Origin of the sequence: uncultured Paracoccus sp. (assembly GCF_937873615.1) — a bacterium.
GTDB lineage: Bacteria > Pseudomonadota > Alphaproteobacteria > Rhodobacterales > Rhodobacteraceae > Paracoccus.
Genome location: NZ_CALMYP010000030.1, coordinates 1 through 11766, shown reverse-complemented (window position 1 = coordinate 11766; position 11766 = coordinate 1). Strand labels below are relative to the sequence as shown.

Annotated in this window: 10 protein-coding genes; all 10 read left to right on the top strand. The window is 60.2% G+C overall.

Features of this window, described 5'->3' with window-relative positions:
* Positions 1-155: 155 nt before the first annotated feature.
* The 10 genes from Q0330_RS08400 (at position 156) to Q0330_RS08355 (ending at position 11673) form a co-directional block, all read left to right on the top strand.
* Entirely contained in the window at positions 156-1439 is a 1284-nt protein-coding gene (locus Q0330_RS08400) for an ABC transporter substrate-binding protein (RefSeq protein WP_299477232.1), read from the top strand.
* Positions 1440-1518: 79 nt separating this feature from the next.
* On the top strand, positions 1519-2373 hold the full coding sequence (locus tag Q0330_RS08395; RefSeq protein ID WP_072702247.1) for a sugar ABC transporter permease: 855 nt from the start codon (positions 1519-1521) through the stop codon (positions 2371-2373).
* On the top strand, positions 2370-3185 hold the full coding sequence (locus Q0330_RS08390; protein WP_040181336.1) for a carbohydrate ABC transporter permease: 816 nt from the start codon (positions 2370-2372) through the stop codon (positions 3183-3185). Before Q0330_RS08395 ends, Q0330_RS08390 begins: the two co-directional genes overlap by 4 nt.
* 9 nt (positions 3186-3194) lie before the next feature.
* Positions 3195-5447 (top strand): glycoside hydrolase family 2 TIM barrel-domain containing protein, encoded by a 2253-nt coding sequence (locus Q0330_RS08385; protein ID WP_299477227.1) that lies wholly within the window; start codon positions 3195-3197, stop codon positions 5445-5447.
* The gene (ugpC, locus tag Q0330_RS08380; protein ID WP_040181342.1) at positions 5444-6508 is read left to right on the top strand and encodes a sn-glycerol-3-phosphate ABC transporter ATP-binding protein UgpC; all 1065 of its coding nucleotides are present in this window, start codon (positions 5444-5446) and stop codon (positions 6506-6508) included. The genes Q0330_RS08385 and ugpC overlap by 4 nt, the downstream gene beginning before the upstream one ends.
* A 317-nt stretch (positions 6509-6825) precedes the next feature.
* Entirely contained in the window at positions 6826-8535 is a 1710-nt protein-coding gene (locus Q0330_RS08375; protein ID WP_299477224.1) for an IlvD/Edd family dehydratase, read from the top strand.
* Positions 8535-9305 (top strand): SDR family oxidoreductase, encoded by a 771-nt coding sequence (locus Q0330_RS08370; RefSeq protein WP_040181347.1) that lies wholly within the window; start codon positions 8535-8537, stop codon positions 9303-9305. Before Q0330_RS08375 ends, Q0330_RS08370 begins: the two co-directional genes overlap by 1 nt.
* A gap of 3 nt (positions 9306-9308) precedes the next feature.
* Entirely contained in the window at positions 9309-10214 is a 906-nt protein-coding gene (locus Q0330_RS08365) for a 2-dehydro-3-deoxygalactonokinase (protein WP_040181352.1), read from the top strand.
* Positions 10211-10819, top strand: a complete 609-nt coding sequence (locus Q0330_RS08360) for a 2-dehydro-3-deoxy-6-phosphogalactonate aldolase (protein ID WP_040181354.1) — start codon at positions 10211-10213, stop codon at positions 10817-10819. Before Q0330_RS08365 ends, Q0330_RS08360 begins: the two co-directional genes overlap by 4 nt.
* Entirely contained in the window at positions 10816-11673 is an 858-nt protein-coding gene (locus Q0330_RS08355; RefSeq protein ID WP_040181357.1) for an SMP-30/gluconolactonase/LRE family protein, read from the top strand. Before Q0330_RS08360 ends, Q0330_RS08355 begins: the two co-directional genes overlap by 4 nt.
* The last annotated feature ends 93 nt before the right edge of the window (positions 11674-11766 follow it).

Sequence of the window (11766 nt, the reverse complement as noted above, 5' to 3'; positions counted from 1 at the left end):
CAGACTCCATCTCGCGTCGGCGTTGCTAGAGACTGATACCGCGCAACTGCAGACAGACCGTCTGATTGTTGAAATTTTTTTTTACTAATTTTTTTTTCCGAATCGTGCTATGTCCGGTCTCGGGCAGCGTTGTCCGATCTCACGGAGGAGAGAGAATGAGACTAAATTCACTGAAATCGACCGGCAGCCTTGGCGCCATGCTCACCGCCGGCGCCCTGAGCCTTGCTGCCGGAACGGCATCGGCCGAGACCATGCTCACGGTCTGGAGCTGGGATCCGAATTTCAACGGTGACTCGATGCAAAGGGCCATGGCGCGCTATCAGGCCGAACATCCCGACGTGAGCCTGGTGGTTGCCGATTTCGGCAAGGATGCGCTGGAGCAGAAACTGCAATCGCAGCTTGCCTCGGGCAGCAACCAGGGCCTGCCGGACATCGTGCTGATCGAGGATTATGCCGCCCAACGATTTCTGCTCACCTTCCCGCAGGCATTCGAACCGGTGGGCGAGCATGTCGACCTGTCCGGCATGGCGCCCTACAAGGTCGCCTTGGCAACGGTGGACGGGACGGCCTATTCGATGCCCTTCGATTCCGGTGTCACCGGCGTATTCTATCATCGCGCCGATCTGGAAGCGGCGGGATTCGCGCAGGATGACCTGGTGGGTATCACCTGGGACAGGTTCATCGAGATCGGCCAGTCGGTGGAGGCCGTGACCGGCAAGGATTTCCTGGTTCAGCCGTTCAACCGCACCGACCTGCTCCGGCTCATGCTGCAATCGGCGGGCACCTGGTACACCACGCCGGACGGTGCGGTATCGCTGGGGGCCGATCCGCGGTTCCGCAAGGTTGTCGAGGAATACATCAAGGTCATGACATCCGGCATTGTGCAGGATGCCGCGGGTTGGACCGAATATGTCGGGGCCTTCACCTCGCATGACGTGAGCGGCGTCGCCACCGCCTCATGGATCACCGCCGCCATCAAGGCCAACGCCGATCAGGCCGGGGAATGGGCCGTGGCGCCGATCCCGCGCATCGACGGTATCGAAGGTGCGGTGCATGCCTCGAACGTCGGCGGTTCCAGCTGGTACGTCATGGCCGAGGGGCCGAACACCGAAGTGGCGCTGGATTTCCTGAACGATGTCTGGGCCGGCGACAGCGACTTCTACGCCGATATCCTCGCCGACAAGGGCGCGGTCGGTTCGCTGCTGGCGGCGCGTCACACCGCCGCCTACGACGCGCCGGATCCGTTTTTTGCCGACCAGAAGATCTGGGCCGACTTCGCGGATTGGCTCGGCGTGGTTCCGGAGGTCAATTTCGGCGTTTTTACCTTCGAGGCGGAAGCGGCCTTCCTCGCCTATGTGCCAGACGTGATCCGCGGCGATGCCGCGCTTGACGACGCGCTCGAAACCTACGAGCGGCGCCTGACCCAGGCCATCCGGTAATCCCGAGACGGGGCGGCGGCCGCGGCGGCTGCCCTGCCTTGGCCGCGGCTGAATCGAAGGAGGTCATGCGGTGAAATCTATGAAATCGAACGGCTGGGCATTCATCATGCCCGCGATGGTCATGATCGGGCTCTTCATGATCTACCCGATCCTGTCCTCCTTGTGGATGAGCTTGCAGACCGGCAGGGGGATGAATCTGTCCTTCGGCGGCTTCGACAACCTCCTGCGCTTGACGGAGGATCCTGTCTTCCTGCAAGCCCTGCTGAACACCGGCACCTTTCTGGTGGTGCAGGTGCCGATCATGATCGTTCTGGCTCTGCTCATGGCCACTTTGCTGAACAATCCCGATCTGAAATTTCGCGGCTTGCTGCGAACCGCGATCTTCCTGCCCTGCGTCACGTCGCTTGTCGCATATGCCATTCTCTTCAAGTCGATGTTCGCACTCGACGGGGTGGTGAACCAGACGCTCATCGGGCTCTACCTGATCGACCAGCCGATCCCCTGGCTGAGCGATCCGTTCTGGGCCAAGGTTCTTGTCATCATCGGGATCACCTGGCGTTGGACCGGGTATAACATGATCTTCTACCTTGCGGCCCTGCAGAACATCGACCGCTCGATCTACGAGGCCGCGCGCGTGGACGGGGTGCCACCCAGAGCGGTCTTCTTCCGACTGACCATTCCGATGCTGAAACCGGTGATCCTGTTCACCTGCGTCATGTCGACGATCGGCACGCTGCAACTGTTCGACGAGGTGGTGAACCTGACCGAAGGCGGGCCGGGCGATGCGACGCTCACGCTGTCCATGTACATCTACAATCTGACCTTCAAGTTCATGCCGAGCTTCGGATACGCCGCGACGGTGTCCTACGTCATCGTGGTTCTCGTGGCGATCCTCAGCTTCATCCAATTCTACGTTGCGAGGGACCGGAAATGAGATCGTTCAGAACCCTGGCGACCTATGGCTTCCTCGGAGTCATGGCCTTCGTCTCCGTCTTCCCCTTCGCCTGGATGATCATCGGTGCCACCAATACGTCCGCCGATATCATCAAGGGCAGAAGCTGGCCGGGATCGGCCCTGGCCGAGAACCTCTCGACCCTCGTCACCACGAACAATGTCCCGGAGATCCTCTACAATTCCTTCAAGGTCGCGATCATCGGCACGGCCCTGACGCTGCTGGTGGCGTCGATGGCGGGCTACGGTTTCGAGGTCTTCAAGTCCAGGTTCAAGGACAGGGTATTCGGCGGCCTGCTGCTTCTGATGTCGATCCCCTTCGCCGCGCTGATGGTTCCGCTCTTCGTCCTGACCGGCAAGATCGGGCTGATCAACACCCATATCGGCGTCATCCTTCCCTCGGTCGCCGCGCTCTCGCTGTTGTTCATCATGTTCTATTTCCGCCAGGCGACCATCGCTTTTCCGAGCGAGCTGCGCGATGCCGCCCGCGTCGACGGGCTGAAAGAATGGCAGATCTTCGCGTTCATCTACATGCCGGTGATGAAATCAACCTATGCCGCCGCGACGATCATCGTGTTCATGGCGCAATGGAACAGCTACCTCTGGCCGTTGATCGTCTTGCAGACCAACGACAAGAAAACCATCACGCTCGCCATCTCGTCTCTGGGGACGCAGCAATTGCCCGACTATGGCGCTCTGATGGTCGCGACGATCCTGGCCACCCTGCCCACGCTTCTCATCTTCTTCGTCCTCCAGCGCCAATTCGTCCAGGGCATGCTGGGTGCAGTCAAATAGGAAAGCACGATGCCGCACACAACGAACATCAATACCGACTGGCAGTTCCACGAGGGCGATGCGCCCGAACTGAGGCAGCAGGCCCGCCGCGGGCGGGCGGTCACTCTGCCCCATAACGCGGTCGATCTGCCCTACAACCATGCGGATCAAACGGCCTACCAGCGCCGGTACACCTATCAGAAGCTGATCCGCCCCGATCCCGCCTGGGACGGCCAGGAGGTGACGCTGCGGTTCGACGCGGTGATGGCGGATGCCCGGATCTACCTGAACGGCACGGAAATTGCCGCCCACAAGGACGGATATACGCCGATCCACGCCCGGCTGACCGACCGGCTCCGCCCCGGTGACAACCTGTTGACGGTCGTTCTGGACGGGACGGAAAACCCCGAAATCCCGCCCTACGGAGGGCAGATCGACTATCTGACCTATGCCGGCATCTACCGGGACGCCTGGATCGAGGTCGCGCCGGCCCTCTCGATCGCGGGCGCCAAGGTCGAAACGCCCGATGTCCTGGCGGCGGAAAAAACTGTACATGCCGTCGTCACGCTGGCCAATGCTTGCGACCAGGAGATCGAGGGGCGGATCACCGCGGAGCTGATCGACCGCGGCGGCAGGACCGTCGCAACCGCCACGGTGCCGGTGTCCGAGGCCCGGGTTGCCATCGACCTTGCCGGCCTGAAGGACATCGCGCTGTGGGATGTCAAGGACCCCGCGCTCTACACGCTGTCCCTGGTCCTTGAAACGGCGCATGGCCGGGATGGCTGGTCGACGCAGTTCGGGTTTCGCAGCGTCGATTTCACCACCGACGGCTTCCGGTTGAACGGCAAGCCCCTGAAAATTCGTGGATTGAACCGGCACCAGTCCTTTCCCCATGTCGGCTATGCGCTGCCCCGCGCCGCCCAGGAGCGCGACGCGGAGATCGTCAGGTACGAGCTCGGCTGCAATACCGTGCGCAGCTCGCACTATCCGCCGTCGCCCTGGTTTCTCGACCATTGCGATCGCATCGGCTTGCTGGTGCTCGAGGAGATCCCTGGCTGGCAACACATCGGCGGCAGCGTATGGAAGGCGGAATCGGTGCGCAATGTCGAACGCATGATCCGTCGCGACTGGAACCATCCCTCGGTCATCATGTGGGGTGTGCGGATCAATGAAAGCCCGGACGATCACGCGTTCTACGCCAAAACAAACCGCGTGGCGCGCGCTCTCGACACCACCCGGCCCACCGGCGGGATCCGCTGCATCGCCGAAAGCGAGTTTCTGGAAGACGTCTATACGATGAACGACTTCGTCCTGGGGTCGCATGAACTCGGTGGCAACCGCGGCCGGACGCCGTTGCGGCCGCAACGGGAAGTGACCGGGCTGGGGCACGACGTCCCCTATCTGGTGACGGAATACAACGGCCACATGTTCCCGACCAAGAGCACCGACAACGAATTGCGCCAGAACGAACATGTCCTGCGCCATCTCGAGGTCATGGACGCGGCCTATGGCGACAGCGCGGTCGCGGGCTGCATCGGATGGTGCGCCTTCGACTACAACACACATGCGGATTTCGGCTCGGGCGACGGCATCTGCTATCACGGCGTGATGGACATGTACCGCGAACCGAAATTCGCGGCCTATGCCTATGCCAGCCAGACGGAGCCGTCGGAACGGGTGGTCATGGAACCGGTGACCCACTACGCCCGGGGCGAACGCAATATCGGCGGGATCTTTCCCCTGATCGTCCTGACCAATTGCGACGAGGTCGAGATCCGCTATGCCGGCACCGCGCCGCGGCGGATCAAGCCGGACCGGGAAGCCTTCCCGCATCTGCCGCACCCGCCGGTGATCATCGATCGCAAACATTTCACCGACGCGGAACTCGGCGAATGGGGCGAACGCTGGGAGACGACCGCGCTGACCGGGTATCTGGACGGCGCTGCGGTTGCGGAGTGTCTGCTGCCGGAGAGGAAGATCCCCAGCGCGCTGGAGATCGCCCCCGACCGGACCGCCATGGCGCCGAAAGGCGACTGCCTGCGCGTCATGGTCCGCGCCCTGGATCAGGCCGGGCGGAAACTGCCGTATTTCTCCGAACCGATCGAGGTCGAGGTCTCGGGCGCGGCACGCCGTCTCGGGCCGGCCCTGCTTGCCATGCAGGGCGGCAGCGTCGGGTTCTGGATCGAATCGAGCGGCCGGGAGGGACCGGTCGAACTTCAGATCACCAGCCAGCGTTTCGGCCGGCAATCGGTCGGGCTGCTTTCGAAGGAGGATGCGGGATGAGTGGGCTCAAACTGCGCGGCGTCAAGAAGTCTTTTGGCGTTGCGAATGTGATCAAGGGGATCGATCTCGACATCGAGCCCGGGGAATTCGTGGTCTTCGTCGGCCCGTCGGGTTGCGGCAAATCCACCTTGCTGCGCCTGATCGCCGGGCTGGAAGACATCAGCGACGGCATGATCGAGATCGGAAACAGGCGGGTCGAGAAACTCGATCCGGCGCAACGCGGAATCGCGATGGTCTTCCAGACCTATGCGCTTTACCCGCATCTCACGGTCGCCGAGAACATGGGTTTCGCGCTCAAGTATTCGGGAACGTCGAAGGCGGAGATCGACAGCCAGGTCAAGGAGGCCGCGCGCATCCTCGAGCTCGATCGGTTGCTCGACCGCAAGCCCGGCCAGCTGTCGGGCGGCCAGCGCCAGCGGGTGGCGATCGGTCGCGCGATCGTCCGCCATCCCGAGGTCTTCCTGTTCGACGAGCCGCTGTCCAACCTGGACGCGGAGCTGCGTGTCCAGACCCGGCTCGAGATCGCGGGCCTGCACAAATCACTGGCGTCGACAATGATCTATGTCACCCATGACCAGGTCGAGGCGATGACCCTTGCCGACAAGATCGTCGTGCTGCGCGCAGGTCTGGTGGAGCAGGTCGGCAGTCCGCTGGCGCTCTACGACGACCCTGACAACGTCTTCGTCGCCGGGTTCATCGGATCCCCGAAGATGAACTTTCTCACCGGCGAGGTCACCGCCGACGGCGTGAAACTGACCGAACACGGCGATCAGGTCATTCCGCTGCCGCGGCTTGCTGCCTCGCCCGAAGTCGGAACCGGAGTGACGGTCGGCCTGAGGCCGGAGCATTTCGCGGCCGACGGCGACGCCGAACTGCAGGTCGACGTCGAGATGGTCGAAAACCTTGGCGGCGAGGTTTTCGTCTATGGTCGCAGCAACGGGGGTCCGCTGGTGACGATCAAATCCGACGACCGCAGCTTTGCACAGGGACAGCGCCGCAGCGCCAGTTTCTCGACGGCGTCGGCGCTCCTGTTTGACGACAACGGAGTTCGTCTTCGATGAGATGCGGGGGACTGGGTCTGCTGCCGGAAAATCGTGAGTTTGGCCCACGCGCAATCGTGTTTTCAACTGCGGCCTGGTTGAATTGAGTGCAACGGACACGTCCGCTTCGGGGTTCCCGCCGTCGCATGTATCTGCGATCACGCGAAGTGGCATCCGTTTTGCCGCTTCGTCCAGCGATCATCGGAGATTGAAAGCGATAGTTAAGGCAGACGCGCAAGGTGGCCTCAAAAGCGCTGCCGCATCGCGAGTGGCTAGAAGAGCTTGCAGCCACTTAGCGGATTAACATTTATACCACTTTCGGCACTGGAAACAAAGACATGGCGAACGACAGACGCAATCGGGCCTGGTATGGCAAGTTGGACAAGGACGGCTTTATCCATCGCAGTTGGATGAAAAACCAGGGGTTCCCGGATCACGCCTTTGACGGGAGACCGGTGATCGGGATTTGTAATACATGGTCCGAATTGACCCCATGCAATTCGGGCCTGCGCGAACTGGCCGAGGGTGTGAAGCGCGGCGTTTGGGAGGCGGGTGGCTTTCCGGTTGAGTTCCCTGTGATGTCGCTTGGCGAGACACAGATGAAGCCGACCGCCATGTTGTTTCGCAACCTGCTGGCAATGGACGTCGAAGAGTCAATCCGTGCTTACGGAATGGACGGAGTCGTCCTGCTGGGTGGCTGCGACAAGACCACGCCGGGGCAATTGATGGGCGCGGCTTCAGTTGACCTGCCGACAATCGTCGTCAGTTCTGGCCCGATGCTCAACGGCAAATGGCAGGGCAAAGATATTGGTTCTGGCACGGATGTGTGGAAGTTCTCGGAAGCCGTGCGCGCGGGCGAAATGACGCTTCACGACTTCATGGCGGCTGAATCCGGCATGAGCAGGTCTAAGGGCGTTTGCATGACGATGGGCACGGCCTCGACCATGGCCTCGCTTGTCGAAGCGATGGGGATGAGCTTGCCAACAAACGCGGCTTTGCCTGCTGTAGATGCCCGCCGCATGGCCTTGGCGCATCTAACCGGCAAACGAATGGTCGAAATGGTCGAGGAAGACCTGAAGCCGTCCGATATCCTTACCAAAGAAGCGTTCGAGAACGCCATTCTGGCCAATGCTGCGGTTGGAGGATCGACGAACGCGGTGGTGCACCTGCTGGCTTTGGCCGGACGGGTCGGGGTGGACCTGACGCTCAGTGATTTCGAGATCGGATCAGATGTGCCTTTGCTGGTGAACTGTATGCCATCCGGCAAATATCTCATGGAAGACTTCTGCTACGCGGGCGGTATGCCGGTGGTGCTGAAAGAACTTTCGGCCAAGCTGCGCGCGGCTAAAACGGTGTTGGGCGGAGATATCTCAGCCTATGCCGAAGGGGCCGAGTGCTGGAACCGCGACGTGATCCGCTCATTCGACGAACCGCTCAAGCCGGCCGCAGGGTTGCGCGTTTTACGGGGCAATCTTGCACCACGTGGCGCCATCGTGAAGCCGTCGGCCGCAACCGATGCGCTGCTTGAGCATGAGGCAGAGGCCTATGTGTTCGAAAGCATCGAAGACCTGAAAGCCAATATTGACCGCGATGATCTGCCCGTAACCCCGGACACCATTCTGGTTCTCAATGGCTGCGGTCCCAAGGGCTATCCCGGCATGCCGGAAGTGGGCAACATGCCGATCCCTGCAAAGTTGGTGAAAGAGGGCGTGCGCGACATGATCCGCGTCAGCGACGCGCGTATGTCGGGCACGGCCTTCGGGACCGTGATCCTGCATGTCAGCCCCGAGGCCAATGATGGCGGCACCTTAGCTCTGGTCAAAACGGGGGATCGGATCAAGGTTTCTGCGTCAAACGGTGTGTTGGAATTGTTGGTGTCGGACAAAGAGCTGGAGGCGCGTCGCGCCAACTGGAAGCCTGAGCCACCGCATTACACACGTGGCTATGCCAAGATGTATATCGACCATGTGCTGCAAGCGGATCAAGGCGCAGACCTTGATTTCCTTGTCGGCAAAGACACCCGCCCCGTGACACGAGAAAGCCACTGATGAGTATTCCAGCAACATTCCACGACCTGAACGGCAAGAGCGTTTTTATCACCGGCGGCGGCTCGGGGATCGGTGCGTCTTTGACAGACGGATTCCTGGCGCAAGGTGCGAAGGTTGCCTTTGTGCAGCGCTCGGACGCATCAGAGTTCTGCGACGAGATGGAAGCCAAGCATGGTGTCCGACCCTTGTTCATACCGTGTGACATTACCGATATGGCGGCTTTGAAGTCTGCTATTGACCATGCGGCTGAGACGCATGGCGCGATTGAGGTGTTGGTCAACAACGCCGCCAATGACAAACGCCACGCAGTCGAGGACGTCACCGAAGAGTTCTGGGACTGGATGCAGGCGATCAACCTGAAAGCCTACTTCTTTGCGGCGCAGGCGGTTGTTCCGGCAATGAAGGCGGCCGGTAAAGGTACGATCATTAACTTCACCTCGATCAGCTATATGATGGGGAACGCAGGCTATCCGCTATACACGACGGCCAACGCCGGACTGAACGGCATGACCCGAAGCCTTGCGCGCGACTTGGGCGCGTCGAACATCCGCGTCAACGCCTTGGCGCCGGGATGGGTTCTGACGCAAAAGCAACTGGACCTTTGGGCAGACCCGATTTCCTTAGCATCGCATCTTGAGCGTCTGTGCCTTAAAGAACATCTGGTGCCGGAAGATATCGTCGGGGGCGTCCTGTTTCTGGCCTCGGATGTCAGTCGTATGATGACGGGTCAGACGATGGTCATTGATGGCGGCGTCGTGGTGACGGGGTAGGCAATGTCTGACTGGATCGCGATAGACTGGGGTACCAGCAACCTGCGGGTTTGGCTTGTCAGCGAGAGCGGAGAGGTCCGGGATCATCGCCTGTCCGACAAGGGCATGGGACAGCTTGAACCTGCGGGTTTTGAGCCTGCGCTCATCGCGCTGATCGACGACTGGCTTAGCGAAGGCGAGGTCACACAAGCGGTGGCTTGTGGCATGGTGGGAGCACGAAAAGGCTGGATCGAGGCGCCTTATGCGGCGGTGCCGTGCAAACCGGAACAGACCGATGGGGTGCAAGCCCCTGTCACCGATCCAAGGCTGTCGGTCACTATTCTGCCGGGGCTGAGCCAAATCACCCCAAGTGCAAATGTCATGCGTGGCGAGGAAACGCAGATCGCAGGCTACCTTGCTGCCAATCCCCGTTTTGACGGGGTGATCTGCATGCCGGGAACGCATACCAAATGGGTGAATGTGAGCGCGGGAAAGGTCGACAGCTTTCAAACCTGCATGACCGGAGAACTCTTCGCGCTGCTGTCAAAGCAATCGGTCCTGCGTCATAGCTTGAGCGGTGACGGCTGGAGCGACGATGCTTTCGACGCCGCCTTGTCAGAGTGCCTGACACGCCCGGCATCTTTTGGTGCGCGGCTTTTCGAATTGCGAGCAGCCGACCTGTTGCAGGGGCAGGCCGCAGCGGACGCAAAAGCGCGACTTTCGGGAATGCTGATCGGATTGGAGCTGGCGTCCGCCAAAGCCTATTGGCTTGGCCAACAGGTTGTCTTGATTGGCGATGCACGTCTAAGCGCGCTTTACCAAAAAGGGTTGGGAGCTCAGGGCATGGCAGCCACGCTTGCAGACGCAACGGCTATGACACTGGCCGGATTGGGCGCAGCATACAAATACCAAACAGGGGGCACAGAATGAGCCGGAATTTAGTCGCGATCCTTAGAGGCGTGACCCCGAACGAGGTTGAGGGTATCGGTGAAGCGCTTGTTGCAGCCGGTATCACAAAGATCGAGGTCCCGCTGAACTCACCCGATCCACTTGAGAGCATTGCTGTTTTGGCCAAGGCGCTTGGGCTGCAAGCGCTGATCGGAGCAGGGACAGTTTTGACCACAGAAGACGTGCAAGCCGTCAAAGCTGCTGGTGGCGCTTTGATCGTTTCTCCAGACTGCAACCCCGAAGTTATTTCGGAAACGAAACGGTTGGGGATGGCATCCTATCCCGGTGTCATGACGCCGACTGAATGTTTTGCTGCATTACGAGCAGGCGCGGACGGGCTGAAGCTTTTCCCGGGATTGTCGATCGGACCGGACGGGTTGAAAGCCATTCGGGCAGTCTTGCCAAAGGTAACCAAGGTGCTTGCGGTGGGCGGAGCCGGACCGGACAACTTTGCAGCATGGAAGCAGGCAGGCGTTGACGGGTTTGGCATCGGGTCAGCGCTTTACAAGCCGGGTGATGATGCCACGGCCGTTAGGGCCAAAGCTGACGCGATCGTCGTAGCCTATGACGAGGCATTCCAAATATGAGCGGTGCCGTTCAAATTATTGATGAGCGCGTTTGTCATCTGGGCGAGGGGCCACTTTGGCATCCAGAGCGGGGTCAGCTCTTCTGGTTTGATATTAACGCCAAACAATTGCTGACCCGCGAGGCATCGGGCCCGTTGATGTGGCAATTCGACGAGCACGTCTCTGCCGCTGGCTGGCTGGATCACGATACGCTTTTGATCGCCTCTGAAACGGCGCTCTTCAGGTTCGATATTGCTACGGGTACCAGTGAACACGTCATCGATTTGGAAGCTGACAATCCGGTCACACGCTCAAACGACGGCCGTGCGGACCCTTGGGGCGGGTTCTGGATCGGGACGATGGGGAAACAGGCTGAAGATTGCGCAGGAGCGATTTATCGCTTCTATCAGGGTAAGCTTGAGCCACTCTATCACGACATTACCATATCGAATGCCATCTGTTTCTCTCCAGATCGCAATTTTGCCTATTATGCTGATACTCCAACGCGCCAGATCATGCGGCAGACGCTGGACAGCGAGGGGTGGCCCACGGGGCCAGCGACGGTGTTTGTTGATCTGAACGCTGAAGGGTTGAACCCGGATGGTGCCGTTGTGGATTCTGAGGGCTACCTTTGGAACGCGCAATGGGGGGCTCATCGCGTGACCCGATATGCGCCCGAAGGACGTGTAGATAGCACTGTGAATTTAGCGGCTTCGCAACCAAGCTGTCCTGCCTTTGGTGGCCAAGACCTTACCAATCTCTATGTCACATCGGCAACAGAAAGCCTGTCCGAAGCGAATGACGCTGATGGTCGTGTTCTTAGCCTGCCTGTGGCCGTAGTCGGACAAGCTGAGCATCGTGTGAAATTGGTATGATACAGCGTTTGTTGATTTCCGCTGAGAAGTGACCCGGTGGGACCGTTCAAAATGTTGGGGTCATGCCGCTTTAAGGAGTGGCGGTTTTGGGTT

Coding starts and splice junctions, on each gene's coding strand:
- Q0330_RS08365 (WP_040181352.1), top strand. CDS start 9,309: ATGTCTGACTGGATCGCGATAGACTGGGGTACCAGCAACCTGCGGGTT.
- Q0330_RS08375 (WP_299477224.1), top strand. CDS start 6,826: ATGGCGAACGACAGACGCAATCGGGCCTGGTATGGCAAGTTGGACAAG.
- Q0330_RS08360 (WP_040181354.1), top strand. CDS start 10,211: ATGAGCCGGAATTTAGTCGCGATCCTTAGAGGCGTGACCCCGAACGAG.
- Q0330_RS08395 (WP_072702247.1), top strand. CDS start 1,519: ATGAAATCGAACGGCTGGGCATTCATCATGCCCGCGATGGTCATGATC.
- Q0330_RS08390 (WP_040181336.1), top strand. CDS start 2,370: ATGAGATCGTTCAGAACCCTGGCGACCTATGGCTTCCTCGGAGTCATG.
- Q0330_RS08400 (WP_299477232.1), top strand. CDS start 156: ATGAGACTAAATTCACTGAAATCGACCGGCAGCCTTGGCGCCATGCTC.
- Q0330_RS08355 (WP_040181357.1), top strand. CDS start 10,816: ATGAGCGGTGCCGTTCAAATTATTGATGAGCGCGTTTGTCATCTGGGC.
- Q0330_RS08385 (WP_299477227.1), top strand. CDS start 3,195: ATGCCGCACACAACGAACATCAATACCGACTGGCAGTTCCACGAGGGC.
- Q0330_RS08370 (WP_040181347.1), top strand. CDS start 8,535: ATGAGTATTCCAGCAACATTCCACGACCTGAACGGCAAGAGCGTTTTT.
- ugpC (WP_040181342.1), top strand. CDS start 5,444: ATGAGTGGGCTCAAACTGCGCGGCGTCAAGAAGTCTTTTGGCGTTGCG.